This is a genomic window from Noviluteimonas lactosilytica (genome assembly GCF_020866925.1).
Lineage (GTDB): Bacteria > Pseudomonadota > Gammaproteobacteria > Xanthomonadales > Xanthomonadaceae > Noviluteimonas > Noviluteimonas lactosilytica.
Genome location: NZ_JAJGAK010000003.1, coordinates 163,550 through 189,401, shown reverse-complemented (window position 1 = coordinate 189,401; position 25,852 = coordinate 163,550). Strand labels below are relative to the sequence as shown.

27 protein-coding genes are annotated in these 25,852 nt (G+C 67.7%); 10 read left to right on the top strand and 17 right to left on the bottom strand.

All coding sequences use genetic code 11. From position 1 onward, the window contains the following. Nucleotides 1-9 precede the first annotated feature (9 nt). Nucleotides 10-1,041 (bottom strand): phosphoribosylformylglycinamidine cyclo-ligase, encoded by a 1,032-nt coding sequence (purM, locus tag LK996_RS12795; protein ID WP_230527747.1) that lies wholly within the window; start codon nt 1,039-1,041, stop codon nt 10-12. Nucleotides 1,042-1,168: 127 nt separating this feature from the next. On the opposite strand from purM, the gene LK996_RS12790 reads away from it, so the two are divergent. The 3 genes from LK996_RS12790 to hda are packed head-to-tail and all read left to right on the top strand — an operon-like array spanning nt 1,169 to nt 4,106. Continuing rightward, nucleotides 1,169-2,245, top strand: coding sequence for a DUF2066 domain-containing protein (locus LK996_RS12790; RefSeq protein WP_425493774.1), 1,077 nt, complete (start codon nt 1,169-1,171; stop codon nt 2,243-2,245). Beyond that, complete coding sequence (locus LK996_RS12785) at nt 2,245-3,393, top strand: AI-2E family transporter (protein WP_230527746.1); 1,149 nt, start codon at nt 2,245-2,247, stop codon at nt 3,391-3,393. Before LK996_RS12790 ends, LK996_RS12785 begins: the two co-directional genes overlap by 1 nt. A gap of 17 nt (nt 3,394-3,410) precedes the next feature. Further along, a complete protein-coding gene (gene hda / locus LK996_RS12780) occupies nt 3,411-4,106 on the top strand; it encodes a DnaA regulatory inactivator Hda (RefSeq protein WP_230527745.1) in 696 nt (231 codons plus the stop codon). A 169-nt stretch (nt 4,107-4,275) separates the two neighbouring features. Here the strand turns inward: hda and murU are convergent, their stop codons facing one another. Both murU and LK996_RS12770 read right to left on the bottom strand, forming a co-directional pair. After that, complete coding sequence (gene murU / locus LK996_RS12775; RefSeq protein ID WP_230527744.1) at nt 4,276-4,977, bottom strand: N-acetylmuramate alpha-1-phosphate uridylyltransferase MurU; 702 nt, start codon at nt 4,975-4,977, stop codon at nt 4,276-4,278. Beyond that, on the bottom strand, nt 4,974-6,002 hold the full coding sequence (locus LK996_RS12770; RefSeq protein ID WP_230527743.1) for an aminoglycoside phosphotransferase family protein: 1,029 nt from the start codon (nt 6,000-6,002) through the stop codon (nt 4,974-4,976). The genes murU and LK996_RS12770 overlap by 4 nt, the downstream gene beginning before the upstream one ends. 67 nt (nt 6,003-6,069) lie before the next feature. Between LK996_RS12770 and LK996_RS12765 the strand changes: the two genes are divergently transcribed. From LK996_RS12765 to cysN, 4 genes are read left to right on the top strand one after another with little or no spacing between them, the layout of a single operon-like run. Further along, nucleotides 6,070-7,488: a mannose-1-phosphate guanylyltransferase/mannose-6-phosphate isomerase gene (locus tag LK996_RS12765; protein WP_230527742.1), complete on the top strand. Its 1,419-nt coding sequence runs from the start codon at nt 6,070-6,072 to the stop codon at nt 7,486-7,488. Nucleotides 7,489-7,500: 12 nt separating this feature from the next. Next, a complete protein-coding gene (locus LK996_RS12760; RefSeq protein WP_230527741.1) occupies nt 7,501-8,247 on the top strand; it encodes a sulfite exporter TauE/SafE family protein in 747 nt (248 codons plus the stop codon). 49 nt (nt 8,248-8,296) lie between these two features. Next, complete coding sequence (cysD, locus tag LK996_RS12755; RefSeq protein WP_230527740.1) at nt 8,297-9,196, top strand: sulfate adenylyltransferase subunit CysD; 900 nt, start codon at nt 8,297-8,299, stop codon at nt 9,194-9,196. Further along, nucleotides 9,196-11,085, top strand: a complete 1,890-nt coding sequence (cysN, locus tag LK996_RS12750; RefSeq protein WP_230527739.1) for a sulfate adenylyltransferase subunit CysN — start codon at nt 9,196-9,198, stop codon at nt 11,083-11,085. The genes cysD and cysN overlap by 1 nt, the downstream gene beginning before the upstream one ends. Before the next feature lie 73 nt (nt 11,086-11,158). Here cysN and LK996_RS12745 read toward each other — a convergent pair whose 3' ends face one another. Together LK996_RS12745 and LK996_RS12740 are read right to left on the bottom strand one after the other, a co-directional pair. Next, the gene (locus LK996_RS12745) at nt 11,159-11,419 is read right to left on the bottom strand and encodes a GlsB/YeaQ/YmgE family stress response membrane protein (RefSeq protein ID WP_230527738.1); all 261 of its coding nucleotides are present in this window, start codon (nt 11,417-11,419) and stop codon (nt 11,159-11,161) included. Nucleotides 11,420-11,566: 147 nt separating this feature from the next. Continuing rightward, nucleotides 11,567-13,069, bottom strand: a complete 1,503-nt coding sequence (locus LK996_RS12740; RefSeq protein WP_230527737.1) for a M20 family metallopeptidase — start codon at nt 13,067-13,069, stop codon at nt 11,567-11,569. 225 nt (nt 13,070-13,294) lie between these two features. Here LK996_RS12740 and LK996_RS12735 point away from each other — a divergent pair, with 225 nt between their 5' ends. Beyond that, the gene (locus LK996_RS12735; RefSeq protein ID WP_230527736.1) at nt 13,295-13,624 is read left to right on the top strand and encodes a ComEA family DNA-binding protein; all 330 of its coding nucleotides are present in this window, start codon (nt 13,295-13,297) and stop codon (nt 13,622-13,624) included. Nucleotides 13,625-13,761: 137 nt separating this feature from the next. Beyond that, nucleotides 13,762-14,346 carry a HutD/Ves family protein gene (locus LK996_RS12730; RefSeq protein WP_230527735.1) on the top strand — a complete coding sequence of 195 codons (585 nt, stop codon included), beginning with the start codon at nt 13,762-13,764 and terminating at the stop codon, nt 14,344-14,346. A 3-nt stretch (nt 14,347-14,349) separates the two neighbouring features. Here the strand turns inward: LK996_RS12730 and LK996_RS12725 are convergent, their stop codons facing one another. The 12 genes from LK996_RS12725 to LK996_RS12670 form a co-directional block, all read right to left on the bottom strand. Continuing rightward, entirely contained in the window at nt 14,350-15,024 is a 675-nt protein-coding gene (locus tag LK996_RS12725) for a PepSY-associated TM helix domain-containing protein (RefSeq protein ID WP_230527734.1), read from the bottom strand. 26 nt (nt 15,025-15,050) lie between these two features. Further along, nucleotides 15,051-15,737, bottom strand: a complete 687-nt coding sequence (locus tag LK996_RS12720; RefSeq protein WP_230527733.1) for a Fe2+-dependent dioxygenase — start codon at nt 15,735-15,737, stop codon at nt 15,051-15,053. A gap of 23 nt (nt 15,738-15,760) precedes the next feature. Then, complete coding sequence (locus tag LK996_RS12715; RefSeq protein WP_230527732.1) at nt 15,761-18,076, bottom strand: TonB-dependent receptor; 2,316 nt, start codon at nt 18,074-18,076, stop codon at nt 15,761-15,763. Nucleotides 18,077-18,203: 127 nt separating this feature from the next. Then, nucleotides 18,204-18,524 (bottom strand): non-heme iron oxygenase ferredoxin subunit, encoded by a 321-nt coding sequence (locus LK996_RS12710; protein WP_230527731.1) that lies wholly within the window; start codon nt 18,522-18,524, stop codon nt 18,204-18,206. Next, nucleotides 18,521-19,045 carry a GNAT family N-acetyltransferase gene (locus tag LK996_RS12705; RefSeq protein WP_230527730.1) on the bottom strand — a complete coding sequence of 175 codons (525 nt, stop codon included), beginning with the start codon at nt 19,043-19,045 and terminating at the stop codon, nt 18,521-18,523. The genes LK996_RS12710 and LK996_RS12705 overlap by 4 nt, the downstream gene beginning before the upstream one ends. Next, entirely contained in the window at nt 19,042-19,284 is a 243-nt protein-coding gene (locus LK996_RS12700) for a hypothetical protein (RefSeq protein ID WP_230527729.1), read from the bottom strand. Before LK996_RS12700 ends, LK996_RS12705 begins: the two co-directional genes overlap by 4 nt. A 41-nt stretch (nt 19,285-19,325) precedes the next feature. Continuing rightward, a complete protein-coding gene (locus LK996_RS12695; RefSeq protein ID WP_230527728.1) occupies nt 19,326-20,567 on the bottom strand; it encodes a cysteine desulfurase in 1,242 nt (413 codons plus the stop codon). After that, the gene (gene sufD / locus LK996_RS12690; protein WP_230527727.1) at nt 20,564-21,793 is read right to left on the bottom strand and encodes a Fe-S cluster assembly protein SufD; all 1,230 of its coding nucleotides are present in this window, start codon (nt 21,791-21,793) and stop codon (nt 20,564-20,566) included. The genes LK996_RS12695 and sufD overlap by 4 nt, the downstream gene beginning before the upstream one ends. After that, complete coding sequence (sufC, locus tag LK996_RS12685; RefSeq protein ID WP_230527726.1) at nt 21,793-22,557, bottom strand: Fe-S cluster assembly ATPase SufC; 765 nt, start codon at nt 22,555-22,557, stop codon at nt 21,793-21,795. Before sufC ends, sufD begins: the two co-directional genes overlap by 1 nt. 45 nt (nt 22,558-22,602) lie before the next feature. Next, complete coding sequence (gene sufB / locus LK996_RS12680; RefSeq protein ID WP_230527725.1) at nt 22,603-24,045, bottom strand: Fe-S cluster assembly protein SufB; 1,443 nt, start codon at nt 24,043-24,045, stop codon at nt 22,603-22,605. Between the two features lie 7 nt (nt 24,046-24,052). Next, complete coding sequence (locus tag LK996_RS12675; protein ID WP_230527724.1) at nt 24,053-24,502, bottom strand: SUF system Fe-S cluster assembly regulator; 450 nt, start codon at nt 24,500-24,502, stop codon at nt 24,053-24,055. 150 nt (nt 24,503-24,652) lie between these two features. Continuing rightward, entirely contained in the window at nt 24,653-25,237 is a 585-nt protein-coding gene (locus LK996_RS12670; RefSeq protein ID WP_230527723.1) for a cytochrome C, read from the bottom strand. Between the two features lie 126 nt (nt 25,238-25,363). Here LK996_RS12670 and LK996_RS12665 point away from each other — a divergent pair, with 126 nt between their 5' ends. Further along, complete coding sequence (locus tag LK996_RS12665; RefSeq protein WP_230527722.1) at nt 25,364-25,831, top strand: SET domain-containing protein; 468 nt, start codon at nt 25,364-25,366, stop codon at nt 25,829-25,831. Nucleotides 25,832-25,852 lie beyond the last annotated feature (21 nt).

The following is a 25,852-nucleotide window of genomic DNA, read 5'->3' as shown; positions in this document are numbered from 1 at the left end:
CGGAGGTGCTCAGCCGATGCGCACGCGCTCGGCGCCGCCCTGTGCGACCTTGCCGATTTCGCGATGCGAAAGGCCCAGGCGCTGCAGGTCGGCGGACACGGCGGCGACGTCGTTCGGTGCGAGCACGAGCACGAAGCCGACGCCGCAGTTGAACGTGCGCCACATCTCTTCGCGCGGCACCGCGCCTTCGCGCTGCAGCCAGTCGAACACCGGCGGCAGCACGATCGCGGACGCGTCGATGTCGAGGCCGAGGCCGTCGGGGATCACGCGGATGATGTTCTCGGTGAGGCCGCCGCCGGTGATGTGCGCCATCGCGTGGATGTCGTGCTTCGACAGCAGTTCCAGGATCGGCTTCACGTACAGCTGCGTCGGTTCCATCAGCGCGTCGACGAGCTTGCGACCGCCGACGTCGAGGTCGGCCGGGCGCCCGGCGCGATCGTAGATGCGACGCACGAGCGAGTAACCGTTCGAGTGCGGGCCCGAGGAGGCGATGCCGAGCAGCACGTCGCCGGCCTGCACCTTCGCACCGTCGAGGATCTTCGACTTCTCGACCGCGGCAACGCAGAAACCGGCGAGGTCGTATTCGCCCGGCGGATACATGTCGGGCATCTCGGCGGTTTCGCCGCCGATCAGTGCGCACCCGGAGAGTTCGCAACCGCGCGCGATGCCGCCGACGACCGCGACCGTGGTGTCGACGTCTAGCTTGCCGGTGGCGAAGTAATCGAGGAAGAACAGCGGTTCGGCGCCCTGCACGAGCACGTCGTTGACGCACATCGCGACGAGGTCGATGCCGATCGTGTCGTGGCGGTTGAGTTGCTGCGCGAGCTTGAGCTTGGTGCCCACGCCATCGGTGCCGGAGACGAGAACCGGCTCCCTGTACTTGTTCGACAGGTCGAACATCGCGCCGAAACCGCCGAGCCCGCCCATCACCTCGGGACGGAAGCTGCGCTTGACCAGCGGCTTGATGCGTTCGACGACTTCGTTGCCCGCGTCGATGTCGACGCCGGCGTCCCGGTAGGTGATCGGAGTAGGGGTGGTCACGCGGGTCGCCAGTAATGCGCCGGTCGAGCGGCAAGGATCGGGATTTTAGCAAGCCGCCGACCCCGGGGTTGGACGCGACGGGCGGCCCTGCGGCACCATGCTCGTCGTCTCGCAGCAAGGATGGACGATGCACTGGGCATTCCGCATGGCGAAAACGTTGGCGGGCGTGGCCGCTCTCTGGCTCGTGCTCGGCTCGGCGTTCGCACAGCGCGTGGAGGGCGACGTCGCCAGCGCGCGCGGCCTCTACGAGGCCGAAGTGAACGTCAACGGGCAGGGCCCCGCCGAACGCAGCGCCGGTTTCGCGCGCGCCATGACGCAGGTGCTCGGCAAGCTCACCGGCGATCGCAGCGCGTCCAGCCGCCCGGGCGTCGGCCAGGAACTGCGGCGCGCCGACGAGTACGTGAAGAGCTACGACTACCGCCAGGACGAAGGCCGCTCGGCCACCGGCGCGCCGACCTTCACGACCACGCTGATCGTGCGTTTCGAGCCCGAACAGATCGACGGCCTGGCCGCCACCCTCGGCCTGCCGGTCTGGCCCGAGCCGCGACCCAAGCCGGTGTTGTGGCTCGCGATCGACGACGGCCGCGGTCCGCGGCTGGTCGCGCTCGCGCAGACGAACGCGGCGCGCGCGGTGCTCGACCGTGCGCTCGAACGCGGTTATCGCCTCGGCCTGCCCTCCGGCAGCGCCGCGGAGCAGGCCGCGGTCGGCGCCATCTGGCGTGGCGACACCGCCGCCATCGCGCGCCTGTCCTCGCGCTACAGCCCGCCGATGCAACTGATCGGGAAGCTCTACCGCGCGCCCGAAGGCGGGTGGACCGCCGAATGGACGTTCGTCGATACCGGCAAGGTGCTGTCGACGTGGACCGCGACGCAGCCCGACGCACGTCGCGCGATGGCGACCGGCGCCGACGGCGGCGCCGATGCGCTGTCGAAGAAGTACGCCAAGCGCAGCACCGCCGCCGGCGAACCCGGCCGCTACACGGTGCAGATCGACGGCATCCGCAGCAACGAGGATTACCTGCGCCTGATGTCCTACCTGCAGGGACTCCCCGTCATCCGCGGCATGGTCCCCGTGCGCGCGGCGCCCGACGGCCTCGTCCTCGAACTCGACCTGCTCACCGGCATGCCGGGGTTGAAGAGCACGATCGCGCGCGGCGACGTGCTGCTCGCCGAAGAAGACACCCCGGTCCTGCACCTGCGCTGATGGACACCCTCCTGTCCCCGCTCGCACGCCGCATGCAATGGGCGGTGATCATCGCGATCGCCGCGCTGCTGATCTGGTTGCTCGCGCCGATCCTCACGCCGTTCGTGTTCGCGGCGATGCTCGGCTGGCTCGGCGACCCGACGGTCGATCGCCTGCAGCGTCGCGGCTGGTCGCGGCAGACCGCGGTCGTGCTGGTCTTCAGCACGATGGCGTTCGTGCTGCTGATGTCGCTGTTGCTGCTGCTGCCGCTGATCGAACGCCAGATCATCACGCTGATCGAAACGCTGCCGACGTACCGCGACTGGTTCGTCGGCACCGTGCTGCCGTGGATCCAGCGGCGCACCGGCCTCGATCTGCTGACGTGGCTCGATCCGGACCGCATCTTCCAGCTCGTGCAGGAACACTGGGAACGCGCCGGCGGCATCGCGGCGACGGTGCTCGGTTACATCTCCGCGTCGGGCTTCGCGCTGCTCGCGATGTTCGCGAACATCGTGCTCGTGCCGTTCCTCACGTTCTACTTCCTGCGCGACTGGGACGTGCTGAAGGAACGCGTCGCCGCGCTCGTGCCGCGCGATCACATCGACACGGTCACGCGCCTGGCGAAGGAATCCGACCAGGTGCTCGGCGCCTTCCTGCGCGGGCAGTTCAGCGTGATGCTCGTGCTCGGCGTGCTGTATGCGATCGGGTTGTACGCGGTGGGCCTGGATCTCGGCCTGCTGATCGGTTTCATCGCCGGCCTCGTGAGCTTCGTGCCGTATCTCGGCCCGGCGATCGGCATGGTGCTCGGCGTGATCGCCGCGCTCGTGCAGTACGGCGACTGGGTGCACGTGGCGATGGTGCTCGGCGTGTTCGGCCTCGGCCAGGTGATCGAAAGTTATTTCCTGACGCCGCGCCTGGTCGGCGACAAGATCGGCCTGCATCCTGTGGCGGTGATCTTCGCGATCATGGCCGGCGGACAACTGTTCGGTTTCCTCGGCGTGCTGCTCGCGCTGCCGGTCGCGGCGGTGGCGAACGTGCTGCTGCGCTACGCGCACGAGCGTTACACGCACAGTCGCCTGTACGCCGGCGAGCGACCGGGCATCGACCTCGACGAATACGTCGACGCCGGCATCGATCGACCGCCGTCGCCCGACGACGATCATGTCTGACCCCCGCGCCTGACCCCATGCCCGCACCGCAGCTGCCGCTGGCCCTGCGTTATCCGCCGGACCAGCGCCTCGACACCTTCGTCGCCGCGCCGCCCGGCGCGCTCGCGCAATTGCGTGCGCTCGCACAGGCGCGGGGCGCGGATTGGGTGTATGTCGCCGGGCCCGCGGGCGTCGGCAAGACGCACCTGCTGCTCGCGACTTGCGCCGCGGCGGAGGCGGAAGGATGCAGCGCCGCGTATCTCCCGTTGAAGAGCGCCGCGGGGCGGTTGCGCGATGCACTCGATGCGTTCGACGGCCTGGCGCTCGTCGCGCTCGACGGACTCGATGCGATCGCGGGGAATCGCGACGACGAAGTCGCGCTGTTCGACTTCCACAATCGCGCGCGCCAATCCGGCAGTGGCGTGTTGTATTCGGCGAGCGTCGCGCCCGACGCTCTCCCGTTGTCGCTGCCCGACCTGCGTTCGCGCCTGTCGCAATGCGCGCGCGTGGTGCTTTCGCCGCTCGACGACGACGCACGCCGCGAAGTGTTGCGCGAACGCGCGCAGCGTCGCGGCCTCGTGCTCGAGGATGCGGCGATCGATTGGTTGTTGCGTCGTCGCGGGCGCGATCTCGCGACGCTGACCGGACTGCTCGACGTGCTGGATCGCGCGTCGTTGGCGGCGCAGCGGAAGGTGACGGTGCCGTTTTTGCGCGAGGCGCTGGGGGAGAACTAGAAGCGGGAAACGGGAAACGAAGAGCGGGAAACGGGAGATGTTGGAGCGTCGGCCCCGTGACGTCCGTCGGCCGAAGACCCGTTATCGCGCCGCGATCTTCGGCTCGCGCAAGCCACGGCCACGCCGACCGTTCTATCCCGTTTCCCGTTTCCCGTTTCCCGTCCCTGCTCTAGCGCTTCAACACCCCATCCAACTCCGCCAACCGCTCCGGCGTCCCGACATCCGTCCAGCGCCCCGCGTGATGCGTGCCGTCGACCATCCCGCGTTCCATTGCGGCGATCAGCAACGGCGGCGTGCGGAAGCGCGGCGGATCTTCGTGCGCGCCCGGTGTGTCGCCGATGATCGTGCGCCAGTCGTCGAACAGCGACGCGCGATACACGCCGATGCCCGCGAACGTCAGCTTGTTCGCGCCCTCGTTCGCGATGCGCGCGTCGTCGCGCAACGCGAAGTCGCCCACCGGATGCTGCGGCGGATTGTCGACGAGCACGAGATGCGCGACGCCACGCGGTTCGCGCGGCAGCTTCGCGAAATCGAAATCCGTCCACACATCGCCGTTGATCGCGAGGAACGGTGCGTCGCCGAGCAACGGCAGCGCCTTGAACATGCCGCCGCCGGTTTCGAGCGGCGTCGGTCCTTCGTACGAGTAGTGCAGGCGCAGGCCCCACCGTGCGCCATCGCCCAGCACTTCGGGGAAACGCGGCGCGAGCCAGCTCGTGTTGACCACGACGTCCTGCACGCCGATCGCCGCGAGTTTTTCCAGGTGCCACGCGATCAGCGGCTTGCCGCCGGCTTCGAGCAGCGGCTTGGGCGTCGTGTTCGTCAGCGGCCGCATGCGTTCGCCGAGGCCGGCGGCGAGGATCAGGGCCCTCACGGTTCGTCGCCGGTGAGGTCGGTCCAGTGCGTGTATTCGACCAGCGTCGGCTTGACGTGGCGTTCGATCAGCGCGGCGAGCGGCGCGAGTTCCGGGTACTTCGGCAACACGCGGTCGAGGTAGGCGAAGAAGCGCGGCGCGTCCTCGATGTAATGCGACTTCGCGTCGCGATGGTGCAGGCGCGCGAAGATGCCGATGACCTTCAGGTGTCGATGCACGCCGATCCAGTCGACGTCGCGGCGGAACTGGTCGAGCGACGGCACCGGCAGGCCGGCGTCCTTCGCACGCGCGTGGTAGCGATCGAGCCACGTGTCGATGCGCGCCTGCGGCCAGCTCACGAACGCGTCCTTGAACAGGCACAGCGGGTCGTACGCGATCGGCCCGCGCACCGCGTCCTGGAAGTCGAGCACGGCGGGGCCGTCGTTCGCCGGCATGAGATTGCGCGGCATGAAGTCGCGATGCACGAACACCTGCGGTTGCTTCAACGCAGCGTCGATCAGCAGCCGATGCACGCGTTCGAGGTTGGCTTCGTCGTGCGCGTCGGGCACCACCGCGAGGTGGCGGCCGAGGAACCATTCGTCGAACAGGCGCAACTCGCGCAGCAACAGCGCTTCGTCGTACTTCGGAAAATCGTCGGGCACCGCGACCGTCTGCAGCTTGAGCAGCTGGTCGACGGCGGCGTCGAACAACGCGTCGGCGTTGTCGGCGTGCAACACGTGCAGGTAGGTGTCGGGGCCGAGGTCTTCGAGCACGAGGAAGCCGTGTTCGGTGTCCTCGGCGAGCAGGCGCGGCACGCGCACGCCGGCGGATTCGAGCATCGCGCGGATGCGCAGCCAAGGCCGCACGTCTTCCTTGTCGGGCGGCGAATCCATGACGATGCGGGTCGGCTCGACGCCGAGCGTGCGCCAGTAACTGCGGAAGCCGGCGTCGGTCGACGCGCGCGCCAGGCCGAGCGCGGGATCGCCCATCGCCTGCCGGGCCCATGCGAGGCGACGGTCTTCGCGCAGAACGGTCGTGGAATCCATGGGCGAGTCGGCAGCGGGGCGGAAGGGCGAAGGGTAAACTGCCGGCAATGAATTGGGCGAGACGACGATGAGTCCTTTGCAGCCGGTGCTGTTGTCGGGCGGTTCGGGTACGCGGCTCTGGCCCCTGTCGCGCGAGGCGTACCCCAAGCAATTCCTGCCGCTGGTCGGCGAGGACACGATGCTGCAGGCGACGTGGTTGCGCGTGGCATCGCTCGCGGGCGCACCGCCCATCGTGGTCGCCAACGAATCGCACCGCTTCCTCGTCGCCGAACAACTGCGCCTCATCGGCGCGCCCGTGCCGCGCATCCTGCTGGAGCCGACGGGCCGCAACACCGCGCCCGCGATCGCGGTCGCGGCGATGCAGGCGCTGGCCGAGGGCAACGATCCGTTGCTGCTGGTGCTGCCGTCCGACCACGTGGTCGCCGACGTCGATGCGTTCCATGCCGCGATCGCGGACGCGCGCGCGGCGGCCGAAGGCGGCGCGCTCGTCACCTTCGGCATCGTGCCGACGATTCCGGAAACCGGCTTCGGCTACATCGAAGCCGACGGCGCCGGCGCGGGCGTGCGTGCGGTGATGCGCTTCGTCGAAAAGCCCGACCTCGCGACCGCGGAACGGTATCTCGCCTCCGGCGGTTATTACTGGAACAGCGGCATGTTCCTGTTCCGCGCCTCGCGCGTGCTGGCCGAACTCCAGCGCTTCCGTCCCGACATCGTCGATGCGTGCCGCAAGGCCTTCGACGATGCGAAGCGCGACGGCGACTTCGTGCGCCTGGACCCGGCCGCCTTCACGGCCTGTCCCTCGGACTCCATCGACTATGCGGTGATGGAACGCACCGACGCCGCCATGGTCCTGCCCGTCGACATCGGCTGGAACGACGTCGGCTCGTGGTCGGCGTTGTGGGACGTGACGACGCGCGATGCGCAGGGCAACGCGCACCACGGCGACGTGATCGCCGTCGACAGCCGCAACTCTTACGCGTACGCGCGGCGCCTGGTCGCGCTGGTCGGCGTGGACGACCTGGTCGTCGTGGAAACCAACGACGCGGTGCTCGTCGCGCGCAAGGATCGCGTGCAGCAGGTCAAGGACGTCGTCGCGCAACTCAAGGCGTCGCAGCGTTCGCAGGTCGCGTTGCATCGCGAAGTGCATCGGCCGTGGGGCAGCTACGACTCGGTCGACGCGGGCGAAGGCTTCCAGGTCAAGCGCATCAAGGTGAAGCCGGGCGCATCGTTGTCGCTGCAGTCGCACGCCAAGCGCGCCGAACACTGGATCGTCGTGCGCGGCATCGCGCGCGTGACGCGCGGCGAAGACGTGTTCGACCTGCGCGCGAACGAATCGACGTACATCCCGATCGGCGCGAAGCATCGCCTCGAGAATCCGGCAGGCGAGATGCTGGAACTGATCGAAGTGCAGTCCGGCGCCTACCTCGGCGAGGACGACATCGTGCGCTACGAAGACGTGTACGGACGCACGGGACAGGCGTCCTGACACGTGGAGGCGATGCTCGACTACGACTTGCTCCTCGTCGTCGTGGTGGGCTTCGCGGCACAGTTGGTCGATGGCGCGCTGGGCATGGCGTATGGCGCGACGGCGTCGAGCTTGCTGCTCGGGCTCGGCGTGCCGCCCGCGGTGAGCAGCGCGACGGTGCACGCGGCGGAATGCTTCACCACCGGCGCGTCGGCGATCTCGCACCACACGTTCGGCAACATCGACAAGCGATTGTTCCGGCGCCTGCTGCTGCCCGGCATGCTCGGTGCGGCCATCGGCGCCTACATCCTGGTGCAGCTCCCGGGCGATGCGATCAAGCCATGGATCGCCGGCTACCTGTTGTTGCTCGGCCTGGTGATCCTCGCCAAGGCGTTCCGCGAGATCGTGTCGAAGCGCGTGACCTCGCACCTGATCCCGCTCGGCTTCCTCGGCGGATTGATCGACGCGATCGGCGGCGGCGGGTGGGGCCCGATCGTCACCACCAACCTGCTCGCGCGCGGCAACGAAGCGCGGTGTACGGTCGGCACCGTCAACGCGGTGGAATTCTTCGTCACCTTCACCGCGTCGGTCGTGTTCCTGCTCACGCTGGGCGTGCAGCACTGGCAGATCGTCGTGGCCCTCGGCGTCGGGGGGGTGATCGCCGCGCCGATGGGGGGGTGGCTGGTGAAGCACCTCAATCCGCGCTGGCTGATGCTGGTCGTGGGCCTGCTCGTGGTGGGCCTGAGCCTGCGGACGCTGTACCTGACGGTCTGGTCTTGAGTTTCCCGCGCTAAGATTCGGGCGTTTCCCAGCCCGGTGCGCGCGTTCCATGCAACCCAGCCATCTCGATCGCCTGGAGGCGGAGAGCCTCTACATCCTGCGCGAGGTGGCGGCGAACTTCCGCAATCCGGTGCTGCTGTATTCGATCGGCAAGGACAGCTCGGTGTTGCTGCACCTGTTGATGAAAGCGTTCGCGCCGGGGCGGCCGCCGATTCCGCTGCTGCATGTCGACACCGGTTGGAAGTTCCGCGAGATGATCGAGTTCCGCGATCGTCGCGCGGCGGAAACCGGCGTCGAGTTGCGCGTGCACACCAATCCCGACGGCATCGCGCGCGGCATCGGACCGGTGTCGCACGGCGCGACCGTGCACACCGACGTGATGAAGACGCAGGCGCTGAAGCAGGCGCTCGACCAGTACGGATTCGACGCGGCGATCGGCGGCGCGCGGCGCGACGAGGAGAAGTCGCGCGCGAAGGAACGCGTGTTCTCGTTCCGCAATGCGCAACACCGCTGGGATCCGAAGCACCAGCGTCCCGAGCTGTGGGACCTGTACAACACGCGCATCCAGCCGGGCGAGAGCGTGCGCGTGTTTCCGCTGTCGAACTGGACCGAGCTCGACGTGTGGCTGTACATCTTCCGCGAGAACATCCCGGTGCCGTCGCTCTACTTCGCGAAGGAGCGCCCGGTGGTGGAACGCGACGGCGCGCTGCTGATGGTCGACGACGAGCGCCTGCCGTTGCGCGCGGGCGAGACGCCCGCGATGCGCCGCGTGCGCTTCCGCACGCTCGGATGCTATCCGTTGACCGGTGCGATCGAATCGGACGCGGACACGCTCGAGAAGATCATCGCCGAGATGCTCGTCGCCACGACGTCGGAGCGCCAGGGGCGCGTGATCGACCACGATCCGACGGCATCGATGGAGAAGAAGAAGCAGGAGGGGTACTTCTGATGAATGTCGAAGCGAACATCGCCGAAGCACTCCGCAAGCACGAACACAAGGACCTGCTGCGCTTCATCACCTGCGGCAGCGTCGACGACGGCAAGAGCACGCTGATCGGCCGCCTGCTGTACGACAGCAAGCGTCTGTTCGACGATCAGCTGGCCGCGCTTGCTGCCGACAGTCGGCGCCACGGCACGCAGGGCGAGAGCATCGACTACGCGCTGCTGCTCGACGGCCTTGCCGCCGAGCGCGAGCAGGGCATCACCATCGACGTCGCGTACCGCTTCTTCGATACCGAACACCGCAAGTACATCGTCGCCGACTGCCCGGGCCACGAGCAGTACACGCGCAACATGGCGACCGGTGCGTCGACCGCGGAACTCGCGGTGGTGCTGGTCGACGCGCGCAAGGGATTGCTCGTGCAGACGCGTCGGCACACGTACATCGCGGCGCTGCTCGGCATCCGCCACGTCGTGCTCGCGGTGAACAAGATGGACCTCGTCGGTTACGAGCAGCCTGTGTTCGACGCGATCGCGGACGAGTACACCGAGCTCGCGCATGCGCTCGGCATCGCGCACGTGCAGTGCGTCCCGATGTCGGCGCTGAAGGGCGAGAACCTCGTGCATCGCGGCGAGGCGACGCCGTGGTACGACGGTCCATCGTTGCTCGAATATCTCGACAACGTGCAGATCGAACGTCCGCATGCGGAGGGTGGCTTCCGACTTCCGGTGCAGTGGGTGCAGCGCCCCGATCGCCGCGATGCGGAACGCGATTTCCGCGGGTACGCGGGCACGCTGGTCGCGGGTCGCGCGAAGCCCGGCGATGCGGTGGTCGTGTTGCCGTCGGGCCGCCGCTCGCGCATCGCGCGCGTGCTCGGGCCGGAGGGCGAAGTCGATGCCGCGGTCGCGGGACAGGCCGCGATGCTGGTGCTCGAGGACGAGATCGACGTCAGCCGCGGCGACGTGATCGCGAGCGCGGAGGACGCGCCGGAAGTCGCCGACCAGTTCGCCGCGCACGTGTTGTGGATGGGCGACGGGCAGTTGCTGCCCGGTCGTTCGTACTGGCTCAAGCTCGGCACGCGCACGGTCGGCGCGACGGTGAGCGCGCTCAAGCACAAGGTCGACATCGACACGCAGGCGCCGCTCGCGGCCACGCACCTCGCGCTCAACGAAGTCGGCTATTGCAACATCGCGCTCGACCAGGCGATCGCGTTCGAGCCGTATGCGCGCAATCGCGCCCTGGGTGGGTTCATCCTGATCGACCGCATCGACAACGCGACCGTCGCGGCGGGCACGCTCGATTTCGCGTTGCGTCGCGCGGGCAACCTGCATTGGCAGCACATCGACGTCGACAAGTCGACGCGCGCACGAAGCCTCGGGCAATCGCCGCGCTGCGTGTGGTTCACCGGCCTGTCGGGATCGGGCAAGTCGACGATCGCCAACCTGGTCGACAAGCGCCTGCATGCGTTGGGCAAGCACGCGTTCGTGCTCGACGGCGACAACGTGCGCCACGGTCTCAACCGCGACCTCGGCTTCACCGACGAAGACCGCGTGGAAAACCTGCGCCGCGTCGCTGAAGTCGCGAAGCTGATGACGGATGCGGGATTGATCGTGCTGGTCAGCTTCATCTCGCCGTTCCGCACCGAACGTCGCGCGGCGCGCGCGTTGTTCGGCGAAGGCGAGTTCATCGAGGCCTTCGTCGACACGCCGCTGGCCGTCGCCGAACAGCGCGATGTGAAGGGGTTGTACGCGAAGGCGCGACGCGGCGAGTTGCCGCACTTCACCGGCATCGATTCGCCGTACGAAGCGCCGGAAGCGCCGGAAATGCGGCTCGATACCGCGATGGAATCGCCGGAAGCCCTGGCCGAGCGCGTGGTGCGTCGCCTGCTGGGCGAATGAAAACAGGGGTCAGAGCACTATTTCCCGACGGGAAATAGTGCTCTGACCCCTGTTTTTGCTCCTGGCCCCGACGTCAGGCCGGGCGCGCCTTCTTCCCGCGCACCGCTTCCCACAGGAACAGCAACACGATCGCGGCGACGATCGCGATCGCCCAGACGAGCGCGCGATTCGACACCTGCAGCATCCCTGCGACGTATCCCCCGATCGCCGCGCCTGCGGCGCCAAGCACGATCGTCATGATCCAGCCGACCGGGTCGGCGCCGGGCTTGAAGAAGCGCGCCAGGATGCCGATCACCGCACCGCCAATGACATACATCAGGATGCCGTCGAACATGGTGTCCCTCCTCGGGGCGCGGGATCGCGCCGAGGTGGATGCTAGCGACGTGTGCGGTGCAGCATGCAAAAGCGCCCGCCAGCAAAGCTGGCGGGGCTCACCGACGCACGTGCTGCCGATAGGGCAGCACGTCAACGCGTCGGCTCGCTAGCAGCAGCCGTGCGACCCGTGCTGCTCGCCGCCGGCGACCGCCGCGACACCGGTGGTTTCGCCGCGCTGGCTCGCCTCGTGGTGGCGGGCGATCACGCGTGCGACGCACGAGGTGACGCGCTTGCCCATCGGGATGTGCAGGAATTCATTCGGGCCGTGCGCGTTCGAATGCGGGCCGAGCACGCCGGTGATCATGAACTGTGCGCCGGGGTACTTCTCGCCGAGCATGCCCATGAAGGGGATCGTGCCGCCTTCGCCCATGTACATCGCCGGCTGGCCGAAGAATTCGCGGCTCGCTTCGTCGATCGCGGCGGTCAGCCACGGCGACATCGCGGGCGCGTTCCAGCCGGTCGACGCCTTTTCGAGGTCGAGCGAGACCTGCGCGCCGTAGGGCGGATTTTCTTCGAGCGTCTTCTTGAGCAGGTCGCCCGCGCGCTTGCCTTCGAGCGTGGGCGGCAGGCGCAGCGAGAGCTTCACCGCGGTGAAGGGACGCAGCACGTTGCCCGCCGACGAAAGCGGCGGCATGCCGTCGACGCCGGTGACCGACAGCGCGGGGCGCCAGGTGCGGTTGAGCACGAGTTCCGACAGATCTTCGGCCATCGGCTTCTCGCCCGGCAGGAACGGGAACTTGTCGTACACCGCGGTGCCGACGACTTTCGCCGCTTCCTTCGCCTGCGCGAGGCGTTCTTCCGGGATCTGCGCGTGCAGGCCTTCGAGCAGGATCTTGCCGGTGTCTTCGTCTTCGATGCGCGAGAGCAGGTCGCGCAGGATGCGGAAGCTCGAGGGCACGATGCCGCTCGCGTCGCCCGAATGCACGCCTTCGCTCAGCACCTTCACCGTGAGGTTGCCGCCAGCGAGGCCGCGCAGCGACGTCGTGCACCACAGCTGGTCGTAGTTCGCGCAGCCGGAGTCGAGGCACACGACGAGCGACGGCTTGCCGATGCGATCGGCGAGGTGGTCGACGTACGCGGGCAGGTCGTAGCTGCCGGATTCCTCGCAGGCTTCGATCAGGATGACGCAGCGCGCGTGCGGGAGCTTCTGTTCCTGCAGCGCGAGGATCGCGGCGAGCGAACCGAAGATCGCGTAGCCGTCGTCCGCGCCGCCGCGGCCGTACAGGCGATCGCCCTTGATCACCGGCTTCCACGGGCCGAGGTCCTCATCCCAGCCGGTCATCTCGGGCTGCTTGTCGAGGTGGCCGTAGAGCAGCACGCAATCGTCGTCGCTGCCGCCGTTGGCCGCGGGGATCTCGAGGAAGATCAGCGGCGTGCGGTTCTGCAGGCGCACGACCTCGACCTGCATGCCGGGGATCGTCTGCGCCTTCGCCCAGGTCTCCATCAGCGTAACGGCCTGGTCCATGTAGCCGTGCTGGACCCAGTCGGCGTCGAACATCGGCGACTTGTTGGGGATGGCGATGTATTCGACGAGGCGCGGAACGATGTCGTCGTCCCACTTGCCGTCGACGTAGCGCTCGAGGGCGGAGGCGTCGAGGGAACGGTCCATGCGTGCGATATCCGGGGGGAGAAAGGACGCAATTCTAGCGCGGGGGGTACGTGGGCATCAGACATTCCCTACACGCGGGCGGTGCAAAGGACGACACGACGACGGGGGATCGCCCGATGGGGGCGGGGTGCGCGGACCGGGAGACTGCACCTGTCCGCCGCATCAGGCGCCGGGCAAGACCCATCCCCCGCGCGCCAGGCGCGGGCCAACGTCAGGGAGAGACCCATGCATCCGCTCGTGAAGACCACCGCCATCGCATTGCAATCGATGGTGCTCGCCGCCTTGTTCGCCGGGTCCGCGCTCGCCGCGGACACCGTGGACATCAACACCGCCGACGCGCAGACCATCGACCGCGTCCTGGTGAACATCGGCCCCTCCAAGGCCGAAGCCATCGTCGCCCACCGCGAGGCCAACGGGCCGTACAAGAGCCTGGAGCAGCTCGCGAAGGTGAAGGGTATCGGCCTCAAGACGGTCGAGAAGAACCGCGACCGCATCCAGCTCGGCGGCGGTGCGAAGGCAGGCGCCAAATCGGCGTCGGGGGCTTCCGCGCCCTGACGCACGCGTTCGAAGGTGGCGCCCCGGCGGCCGTGCGGCCGTTGGGCGGGGCGCCATGCAGGCACGGGAGGCAAGGGATTGCCCCCGCGCCGGCCCTTCGGTTCCCCTCGCGTCCGCGGGTTCGGTAGGCTGCGCGCATGTCGAATGCCCGTTCCCGTGTCGTGCCCGCCAACGAATACCGCCGCGAGCGCTGGCGCAACGGCGCAGGGTGGACGCGCGAGATCGCATCGGAACCGGCCGGCGAGTGGGCGTGGCGCCTGTCGATCGCGGAGATCGAACAGGACGCGCCGTTCTCGCGCTTCGAAGGCATCGATCGCGAGATCGTGTTGCTGTCGGGCAACGGCGTGCGCCTGCGCTTCGACGACGGCAACGTGCACGACCTGCAACCGCCGCACGGTCGCCTGCGCTTCGCGGGAGAAGCCGGCGTGCACGGCGAGCTCATCGACGGCGCGACGCAGGACTTCAACCTGATGTGGCGGCGCGACGCGATCGATGCGCAACTCTGGCATCGACCGTTGGTGGGACCCATGGTGATCTTTGCCGACCCGGGCACGACCTGGGCCGTGCATCTGCTCGCGGGGCAGGCGCGCTTCGCGGACGACTCGGGCTTGCCGGGCCTCGCGCAAGGCGACACCGCATTGCTGCACGCAGGCGATGCGCGCCTGCGGCATGTGCTCGACGGTGGCGGGGAAGTGCTGCTCGCGCAGCTGCGGCCGCGCTGAGCGTCAGAACAACGCGGGCACCAGCACGACCAGCATCACCACGACCGACACGCTCAGCACGCTGACCACCACGTCCTTCGCACTGCGGCCGCGCGCCCACATCCAGATGCCCGACAGGCCGAGCAGCAGCATGCCGATGGCGAAGCTGTCGGCGAGGATCGTCCACCCGATGCCGCCGCCGACGCCCTTGTGCAGGCGATTGAACGCGGACAGCGTGTCGTGCTCGGTGTGCTTGACCTCGGCGGTCGCGTTGCCCGGCGTGTATTCCATCGACCATGCGGAGGTCGCGGTGCCGCCTGAGAGCGTCCACTTCGGCGGCGGGCCGGCCTTCGCTTCGCCCTTCGCGCCATCCTTGGCAGCGTCCTTGCCGCCACCCGGGGGACCCTTGCGGATCACTTGTGCATCGAGGCCCTGCGTCGACTGCAGCCACAGCGAGAGCGCTTCGGGCGATGACTGCGCATCGGCGGGAATCTGCAATTCCGTGCGCGCGAGTTCCTTGTTCTCGCCCTGCGGCCATGCGCCGTCGCCGAAGCGATGGTTCATCACCAGGCCGGTGAAGCCGTAGATCACCGCGGCGAGCGCGCCCCAGGCGCCGATCCACAAATGGAACTGGCGGATCCAGCGGTACGTGGTGTTGCTGCGGCGGACGGGCGTTGCGGTGGCGGTGGCGACGTTCATGGCGTTGTCTTTGTTGTCGATGCGTATCAGGTATCGGACCAGCGACGCAGGAGGTTGTGGTACACGCCGGTGAGTTGCACCAGCGACGGATGATCCGGCACGTCCTGCGTGAGGCGGCGGATCGAAACATCGAGTTCGAACATCAGCCGGCGCTGCGCATCCTCGCGCAGCAGGCTCTGGATCCAGAAGAACGACGCGATGCGTTCGCCGCGCGTGACCGGGGTGACCTGGTGCAGGCTCGTGCCGGGGTAGAGGACCAGGTCGCCGGCCTGCAGCTTCACGCGCTGCATGCCGTAGGTGTCTTCGATGACGAGTTCACCGCCGTCGTATTCGTCGGGCGAGGCGAGGAACAGCGTCGCCGACAGATCGGTGCGCATGGCGTCCGCGCCACCGCGGCTGCGGTCGTAGCGGATCGCGTTGTCGACGTGGAAGCCGAAGGACTGCCCGCCGCCGTAGCGATTGAACAGCGGCGGGTAGATCCGTTGCGGCAACGCGGCGGAAAAGAACGTCGCGTTGCGCGACAGCGCATCGAGCACGAGCGCGCCGAGTTCGCGCGCCACCGGATCGTTCTCCGGCAGCTGCGCGTTGTCCTTGGCCTTGCCCGACTGGTACCCGGCGGTGACGCGGCCGTCGCCCCACGCGGCCGTCGCGAGCCGGTCGCGGCAATGCGCGACCTGCTCGGGTGTCAGCACTTGCGGGATCTGCAGCAGCATCGGGACCTCCGGTGGTCCTTCGATCAGAAGGCGTACGTCGCCGTCAGCACGAACGATTGGGCGTCGCCAGGCGTGGCCCACCCGTTGTTGCGTGCGCGGGTGTAGTACTCCTTGTCGAACAGGTTGTTGGCGTTGAGCTGGAACGAGAGCTGGTCGTTCACCGCGAACGACACCATCGCGCGGTGGGTGGTGAAGCCCTTGATCGTGCCCAGGTTCAGGTTGGTCGCGTTGTTGCCGTAATACAGGTAGTCGCTCTGGTACGTCACGCCGTAGCCGAACGTCCAGCGCTCCAGGTCGTACGTGGTCCAGATGCTACCCGAGCGTTCGGGCGTACCGCTGATCGGCAGGCCCTTGAACGGGTCGCCGCTCTGGCTCGCAACGTAATCGGACACGCCCTGCAGCACTTCGCTCTCCAGCCACGTGACGTTGGCGAACACCGCCCAGTCGTGGGTCAGCTGGCCAGCGAGGCCGAGCGACACGCCGTCCACGCGCGCTTCGCCATCGAGCTGCTGCTCGCCGCTCGGGTTCGCGGGGTTGCCGGGATCGGCGACCTTGAAGTTCTGGCGATCGTTGCGGAACAACGCAGCGTTGAGCGCGAGCCCCGGCGCGAGGTCCCACTTCGTGCCGAGTTCGATGTTGACCGCCGTTTCCGGGTCGACGTTGCACGTCTGCGCGGTGCAGGCGCCGTTGACCGACGACTTCGACGGCGTGTTGCTGTCGGAGTACGACAGGTAGATCGTGCCGGCTTCCACGGGCTTGAACAGCACGCTCGCGCGATACGAGAACAGGTTGTCTTCGTTCTTGAACGTCGTCACGCCGGTCGAACCGCCGACGCCGCCCTCGGGATTGATGTCGAAGGTTTCGATCACCGAATCGCCTTCGTTGCGTTCCCAGCGCGCGCCGACGTTGACCATCCACTGCGGCGTGAACGTCAGCGTGTCGAACACGTAGAACGCCTGGTTGGACAGGCTGCCCGTCGTGAAGTTGGTGCGGATGTAATTGCGCGCGCCGGTGTAGACGTGGTCCGGATTGGCGATGTCCATCGGCGGCAGCACGACCGTGGTGCCGTTGGGGGCGAACGTCGTGCCATCGGCGTTGCGTAGCAGGTTGCCGGTGTCGAGGTCGAAGTCCTCCTCGGAGAACGACACGCCGGCGACGAGCGCATGTTCGACGCTGCCCGTGTCGAAGCGCGTGGTCAGGTCGGTCTGGCTGATCGCGATGCTGTTGCGCGTGTCGCGGACGAAGCCGCGCGGACCGCCCGGCTGGCCGGGAAGGAACGTGCCGGGCTGCTGGCCGGCGATGCAATCCGTCAGCGTGGGCGACGCGTTCTCGCCGTTCGGCGGACCGAACAGGCACCACGTGCCCTGCGGCGCGCTCGCCACGCTGTACTGGTCGACCTGCTGGAAGCGCGCGATGCTGCGCAGCATCGTGTTCTCGTTGACGTCGTACTCGACGGTGCCCGTGAGCATGTCGGTGTCGATGTCCTGCGAGTCGACATTCGAATACCCGTAGTAGTTCGAGGTCCGCACGCCCGGCAGCGGACCGCCGTACTCGCTGTAGTACGGCACGCCGTACTGCGGGATGTTGTTGTCGGTCTGGTGGAAGTAGCTCATGGTCACGCGCAGCGGCGTGCCGAGGCCGAAGGCCACCGACGGGGCGATGCCCCAGCGTTCGAAGGATTCGACATCGCGGCCCGGCGCGTCGTTCTGGTGCGCCATCGCGTTGATGCGCACCGCGGTGCCGTTGCCGAAGTCGTGGTTGGTGTCGATCGTCGCGCGGCCGTAGGCGTCGGTGCCCGCGCCGAGCGTCATCGTCGTGAAATCGCCCGTGCCCGCGACCTTGCTCACGAGATTGATGTTGCCGCCGACGGACCCGGCGCCCGAGAACACCGAGTTCGCGCCGTTGATCAACTCGATCGCATTGAGGTTGAACGTGTCGGTGCGCGAGTACTGCGCGCTGTCGCGCACGCCGTCGGTCGTGATGTCGCTGCTGGCGTTGAAGCCGCGCAGCGTGATGCTGTCGCCGTAACCGCCGCCGCCTTCGCCCGCACCGAAGGTGATGCCCGGCAGCGTCTGCAGCGCATCGCGCAGGCCGAGCAGGTTCTGTTCTTCCATCACTTCGCGGTTGATCACGGTGATGGTCTGCGGCGTGTCGCGCAGCTGCTCGGTGTACTTCACCGACGAGGGCTTCTCCTCGTACTTGCCGACGACTTCGACCTTGTCCAGGTCGGTCGTCTTCTTCGGCAGCGCCGGCTCGTCCGCGGCGAAGGCCGCGGGGGAGGCGATGGCGGTGGCAAGCGCGAGCGCGAGCGGCGTCGCACGGAAAGCGGCGTGGGGCATGACGTCCTCAAAGATTGTCTGTACGGCACGGGGGTGCCGCGGCGGGCGCCATCTTATTGAGAACGGTTCGCAAACACAAACGGTTCGTAACTGGGTCGGCCTGCGGCCACCCGAACGGGTGTTCCGATCAGCTGTCGTCGCGGGTCCAGACCGCCCCGTCTTCCACCTTGGTCGGGAACTTGCGCACAGGCACGTAGGCCGGCGGATTGAGGGCGCGGCCGTCGCGCACGTCGAACTTCGAGCCATGCAGCACGCATTCGATCGTCGCTTCCTCGGCGTCGAACGGACCAGCCGAGAGTTCGAAGTCTTCGTGCGTGCAGCGATCCTCGAGCGCGTAGAAGTCGCCGTCGTAATTGAAGACGACGATGGCGGTGTCGCCGTCCCACGCGACCTTCGATTCGCCCGGCAGCAGTTCCGATGTGGCGCACACGCGGACCCAGTCGCTCACAACGCTTTCTCCAGCACTTCGAAACGCAGGTCGTCGCGCAGCGGAATGCCGAAGCGCGCGTCGCCGTAGGGGAAGGGTTTCTTGATGCCGGTGCGCACGTAACCGCGGCGTTCGTAGAACGCGATGAGCTCGTCGCGGATGTCGATCACCGTCATGCGCATCGCGGGCAGTCGCCATTCTTCGCGAACGACGCGTTCGGATTCCGCCAGCAGCGCCTTGCCGACGCCTCCACCCTGCAGCGTCGGCTCGACCGAGAACATGCCGAAGTAGCCGGCGCCGTCGTCCTCGCACACGTGCGCGCAGGCGAGCATCGCGCCGCCGCGTTCGGCGATCACCACGCGACTGTGCTCACGCACGATGTCGTTGGCGAGCACGTCGCGATCGATGCGGTTGCCGTCGAGGAAATCCGCCTCGGTGGTCCAGCCCACGCGACTGGCGTCGCCGCGGTATGCGGAAGTGACCAGCGCGACCAATGCGTCCAGATCGTCGATGCTCGCCGCGCGGAACTGCAGGTCGCTCATTGGGAGATCCACCACCACAGATAACGAAAATACGGCCACGCGATCGCGAGCATCGCAAGCAGGAGGAGCGGGATGAGCAGGCGGGTGATCAGCCGCGTCAGGCGCGTCCAGCGCTCGATGTGCGTTTTGTAGGCCGTCGACTGTTCGCGCTGCGTGGCCAGCGCCTCGCGTTGCATCGCGAGCGCTTCGCGCTGGTTGTCGCGGATCTCGCGCAGGAGCGCGACCTGGTCTTCGCTCACTTCCGGTCCCCTTCGGGCAACGGGATGGCCCGGGCGCCAGTCTAGCCGAGCAGGCGCCGCACCTTGTGCAGGGCAGCGATGAAGGCCTCGATCTCGTCGTGGGTGTTGTAGAAGGCCAGCGACGCGCGACAGGTCGCGGGCACGCCGAAGAACTTCATCAAAGGGTGCGCGCAATGGTGGCCCGAACGCACGGCGACGCCTTCCAGGTCGAGCAGCGTCGCCAGGTCGTGCGCATGCGCGCCTTCGACCAGGAACGAGACGACGGCGGCCTTCTTCGCCGCGGTGCCGATGATGCGCAGGCCGTCGACCGACTGCATCTCTTCGGTCAGGTGCGCAAGCAACTCCGCTTCGCGCGCGGCGATCGCGTCCATGCCGATGCCGTCGAGATAAGCGACCGCCGCGCCGAGGCCGATGTGGCCGGCGATGTTCGGCGTGCCCGCTTCGAAGCGATGGGGCGGATCGTTGAAGATCGTCGCTTCGTCCAGGCGCACTTCCTTGATCATTTCGCCGCCGCCGAGGAACGGCGGCATCGATTCGAGCAATGCGCGTCGCGCCCACAGCGCACCGGTGCCGGTCGGCCCGCACATCTTGTGGCCGGTGAAGGCGTAGAAGTCGCAGCCGATCGCAGCGATGTCGACCGTCATGTGCGGCAGCGCCTGCGAGCCGTCGACGACGGTCGTGATGCCGCGTTTGCGCGCTTCGCGACAGATCGCCGCGACCGGATTGATCGTGCCGAGCACGTTGGACACATGCGCGACGCCGAGCAGCTTCACGTCGGGCGTCATCGCCGCATGCAGCGCGTCGAGGTCGAGCGAGCCGTCGGGATGGAGTTCCGCCACGCGGATCTTCGCGCCCGTGCGCTCGCAGATGAGCTGCCACGGCACGATGTTGGCGTGGTGCTCCATGCGCGTGAGCAGGACGACGTCGCCGGCCTTGAGGTTCGACAGGCCCCACGAATACGCAACCAGGTTGATCGCGAACGTGGTGCCGCTGGTGAGCACGAGTTCGTTCGCCGCGACGTTGACGTGTTGCGCCAGCCGCGTGCGCGTGGCCTCGTAGCTTTCCGTCGCTTCGCTGCCGAGCGCGTGCACCGCGCGGCTGACGTTCGCGTTGTGGCGGCGATAGAACGCATCCACCGTCTCGATCACCGACGCGGGCTTCTGCCCCGTGTTCGCCGAATCGAAGTACACCAGCGGCTTGCCATGCACCTCGCGGCGCAGCAGTGGGAAGTCCGCGCGGACGCGGTCCCAGTCGATGCCGGCGGTCGGTGCGAGCGTGCTCATGCGGTGCGTTCCAGGGAGGCCAGGGCGCGGTCGAGGGCGGATTCGGCGATCGGGCGCAGCGATGCGTCCAGGCCGGGCAACACGTCGCGGCAGAACGCCGCGGTCAGCATGCGGTGCGCCTCGCCTTCCGGCAGGCCGCGCGAGCGCATGTAGAACAACGCGGTCGGATCGAGGCCGCCCACCGCCGCGCCGTGCGCGGCCTGTACTTCGTCGGCGTGGATCTCGAGCACGGGTTGCGCGTCGATCTCGGCTTGATCGCTCAACAGCAGGTTGCGACTGGAGAGCGCCGCGTTGCTGCCGTCGGCGCCGGCGCGGATCAGGATGCCGCCGTGCAACACGGCGCGACTGCGGTCGGTCGCGAGCCCGCGCCACGTGAGATCGCAGCGCGTATCGCCGGCGACGTGGTCGATGTTCAGGCGCGTATCGAGATGACGCCGACCGGTGCCGAGCAGCACGCCATCGGCTTGCACGCCCGCGTTCTTGCCGAGCAGGCGGCAACCGAACTCGTGTCGCGACAACGCGCCGCCGAGTTCGAGGTCGAGCCGCTGGTAACGCGCGTCCTCGGCGACCGACGCGTCGGTGCGCGCGAACGCCGTCGCACCCATGGCGTCGTCCTGCACGCGCAGGTGCGCGAGCGATGCACCGCGCGCGATAGTGACCGTCGCGACGCTGTTGGCGAGATGCTGGTGCATCCCTGCCGCAAGATGGTGTTCGACGACGCGCGCCGACGCACCTTCGCCGACTTCGATCGCGTGCCGCAGGTGCCACGCCTGGTCCTGCGTCGCGGCCGCGCCGATGAAGACGAGGTGCAACGGCGCGTCGACCTTCGCGTTCGCCGCGATGCGCACCACTGCGCCGGTTTGCGCGAGCGCCGCGTTGAGCGCCGCGAACACGCGATCCGGACCAACGATGCCTTCGACGTCGGCGCCGACACCTGCTTCCAGCGTCACGCCCGCGGGCAATGCGTCGCGCGACGACAGCGCCGCATCGAACACGCCGTTCACGAACACCAGTCGCGGCCCTTCGATCGCAGCGAGCATCGCCGCATCGACCGCGCCAATCGTCGCGGGTGCGAACGTCCGTCGCTCCAGCGCACGCAACGACGTGTACTTCCACGATTCGCTGCGCGGCTTCGGCAAGCCGTCGCGCAGCGCCGCATCGAGCGTCGCGCGGCGCGCGGTGTCGCCGTCGAAGCCCTGCGCCAGCGATTCCAGCAACGCGCTCATCAGGCCGCGGCCTCCGGCGTCTTGCGATCGGCGATCCACGAATACCCGTGCTGCTCGAGTTCGAGCGCGAGTTCCGGCCCGCCGGTTTCGACGATGCGACCGTCGGCGAGCACGTGCACGACGTCCGGCTTGATGTAGTCGAGCAGGCGCTGGTAGTGCGTGATCACGAGGAACGCGCGCTCGGGCGAACGCAGCGCGTTGACGCCGTCGGCGACGTGGCGCAGCGCGTCGATGTCGAGGCCCGAGTCGGTTTCGTCGAGGATCGCGAGCTTCGGTTCGAGCACCGCGAGCTGGAAGATCTCGTTGCGCTTCTTCTCGCCGCCGCTGAAACCTTCGTTGACGCCGCGATGCAGCAACTCGTCCTTCAGGTGCAGCACCGCGAGTTTCTCGCGCACGAGCTTGAGGAACTGCATCGAATCCAGTTCGCCCTGTCCGCGCGCCTTGCGCTGCGCGTTGAGCGCCGAGCGCAGGAAATAGGTGTTGTTCACGCCCGGGATCTCGACCGGATACTGGAACGCGAGGAACACGCCTTCGGCGGCGCGTTCTTCGGGCTCCTGCACCAGCAGGTCGCGGCCTTCGAACTGCACCGAGCCCGACACGATCTCGTAGCCCTCGCGCCCTGCGAGCACGTTGCCGAGCGTGGACTTGCCCGCGCCGTTCGGACCCATGATGGCGTGCACCTGGCCCGGGGCGACGTCGAGCGAGAGGCCCTTGAGGATGTCGCGGCCCGCGACGCGGACGTGGAGGTTGTCGATCTTGAGCATGGGATTGGGGATTCGGGATTCGGGATTCGTAACAGCAGCAGGGCGTCAGCCGACTGCGCCTTCCAACGACACTTCGAGCAGCTTCTTGGCTTCCACGGCGAACTCCATCGGCAACTCGCGGAACACGCTCTTGCAGAAGCCGTCGACGATCATCGACACCGCGTCTTCTTCGCTGATGCCGCGACTGCGGCAGTAGAAGAGCTGGTCGTCGCTGATCTTGGAGGTGGTCGCTTCGTGTTCGACGATGGCGGTCGGGTGCTTCACTTCCACGTACGGATACGTGTGCGCGCCGCACTTCTTGCCGATCAGCAGCGAGTCGCACTGCGTGTGGTTGCGCGCGCCCTCCGCGCTGCGTTCCACCTTCACCAGGCCGCGATAGGCGTTCTGCCCGCGACCGGCGCTGATGCCCTTGCTGACGATCTTCGACTTGGTGCGCTTGCCGACATGGATCATCTTCGTGCCGGTGTCGGCCTGCTGGCGATGGTGCGTGAGCGCGACCGAGTGGAACTCGCCGACCGAGTCGTCGCCGAGCAGCACGCAGCTCGGGTACTTCCAGGTGATCGCCGAACCGGTCTCGACCTGCGTCCACGAAATCTTCGAACGCGCGCCGCGGCACTCGCCGCGCTTGGTCACGAAGTTGTAGATGCCGCCGCGGCCTTCCTCGTCGCCCGGGTACCAGTTCTGCACCGTGGAGTACTTGATCTCCGCGTCCTCGAGCGCGACCAGTTCGACGACTGCCGCGTGCAACTGGTTCTCGTCGCGCATCGGCGCCGTGCAACCTTCGAGGTAGGACACGTAGCTCTTGTCTTCGGCGACGATCAGCGTGCGCTCGAACTGTCCGGTGTTGACCGCGTTGATGCGGAAGTACGTGCTCAGCTCCATCGGGCAACGCACGCCCTTCGGGATGAACGCGAACGAGCCATCGGAGAACACCGCCGCGTTGAGCGCGGCGAAATAGTTGTCGCCGGTGGGAACGACGCTGCCGAGGTACTGCTTCACGAGCTCGGGATGCTCGCGGATCGCTTCGGACATCGAGCAGAAGATGATGCCCTTGTCGGCGAGTTCCTTGCGGAACGTCGTGCCGACCGAGACCGAGTCGAACACCGCGTCGACCGCGACGCCGGCGAGCTTCGCGCGCTCATGCAGCGGCACGCCGAGTTTCTCGTAGGTGTCGAGCAATTCCTGCGGCACTTCGTCGAGCGAGGCGTACTTGGCCTTCGGTGCGGAGTAGTAGCTGATCGCCTGGAAATCGATCGGCGCGATGTCGAGCTTCGCCCAGTTGGGCATCGGCATCGTGAGCCAGTGGCGATACGCGGCCAGGCGCCATTCGGTCATCCACTGCGGCTCTTCCTTCTTCGCGGACAGGAAGCGGATGACGTCTTCGGACAGGCCGGGCGGCAGCGAATCGGATTCGATGTCCGTGACGAAGCCGGCCTCGTAGCGGCGGCCGAGTTGTTCGAGGATTTCGGTATTGCTTTCGTGTGTCATGACAACCTCACGCCGTTGCCAGCGTGGCGGGGATCGAACGGCGCGGTTTCGCGGGAGCGGGGGCCAGCATGTCGGCGAGGGACACGCCGCGCAGCGCGTCGGCGACGACATCGTTGATGCGGCGCCAGTTGGCGCGCACGCCGCACGACGACTCGATGCCGCACGAACCCGCGTGCACGCTGCACTCGGTCATGCCGAGCGGGCCTTCCATCGCTTCGACGATTTCGATCAGGGAGATCTCGCGCGCGTCGCGCGCGAGGCGATAGCCGCCGTGCGCGCCGCGGAAGCCGGCGACGAGGCCGGCCTGCGCGAGCGGCTTGAGCAGCTTGGCGACGGTGGTGACTTCGAGCCCGGCGCTTGCGGCGAGCTCGGCGGCGCTGTGCACGCGCTCGGGCGCCGCGGCGAGCGCGGTGAGGACGACCGTGGCGTAATCGGTGAGCTTGGTGACGCGAAGCATGGCCTGCAGCGACCCGGGCGACTTCTAAAACGGACTGAAATTGTACGTTTTAGCGATCGCCGGGGCCACCGCTCGGGAGCAAAAACAGGGGTCAGAGCACCTTTTTCAGGGAAAAAGGTGCTCTGACCCCTGTTTTTGCTTCCCAACCGTTCAGCCACCGGAGACCGGTTCGGCCTGCGCGTCCGCGGCCGCGGGCGGCGGCGGGGGATTGAACTGCACGAACGGCAGCGGCGGCACCTGGCCCGGCTCGAGATACGCCGGGGCCGGTTCGCCCATCGGGCCGAGCGACTTGAGCAGGCGGAACAGCGACAGACGATCGGCGTCGGTCATGTCGCGCACCGCGAAGTCGGGCATCGGCGGGCGCGTGTGCAGCGTGCGCGAGTACTCGAGCCACTTCGCATCTTCCATGTCGACGGCCTTCAGGCGCAGGTTCGCCGGATAGGTCGTGCCCCACGGGCCGTTCCAGCCGGTGCTCGAGCCGACCAGCCACTGATCCTTCGGCACCTTGCCGCCCGATTCCGGATAACCCGGCGTATGGCAATCGTTGCAGCCGGCGATGCGCGCGAGGTATTCGCCGCGTGCGATCAATTCCGCATCGGTCATGCCGAACGTCGCCGACGAGGCGACAGGCGTTGCCGGTGCGGCGTTCGCTTCGGCCGCGGCTTCGGCGGCCGGCTTGCAGGCGGCGAGGGAGCAGACGAGGGCGGCGGTCGGAACGAGCAGGCTTGCGCGCATCGGTCGGGTTTCGCAGGTGGGATCGAATCCCGGAATACGAAGCACGCGGGCGCGAGCGGCCACCGCCGATGGCGGCTTCACCGCATTCCCGCCACAATCGCCCTCTTTCCCCAACCGGATGTCCGCATGGCCCGCAAGATCATCGCCCGTCGTTCGCAGATCCACGGCAACGGCGTGTTCGCGTTGTCCTCCCTCAAGAAGGGCGAGCGCCTCATCGAGTACAAGGGCCAGCGTCGCACCCACGAAGACGTGGACAGCGGGGACACCGGCGATGTCGAAAGTGGTCACACGTTCCTGTTCACGCTCAACGACGAGTACGTGATCGACGCCAACCACGGCGGCAACACCGCGCGCTGGATCAACCACAGCTGCGATCCGAACTGCGAAGCCGTGCTGGAAGAGGACGACGGGAAGGACCGCCGCAAGGACCGCGTGTTCATCGAGGCCAAGCGTTCCATCAAGCCGGGCGAAGAGCTGACCTACGACTACGGCATCACCCTGGATGAGCCGCACACCGCGCGCCTGAAGAAGATCTGGGCCTGCCACTGCGGGTCGAAGAAGTGCACCGGGACGATGCTCAAGCCCAAGCGCTGAGGTTGCCCACAGGGGCACGAT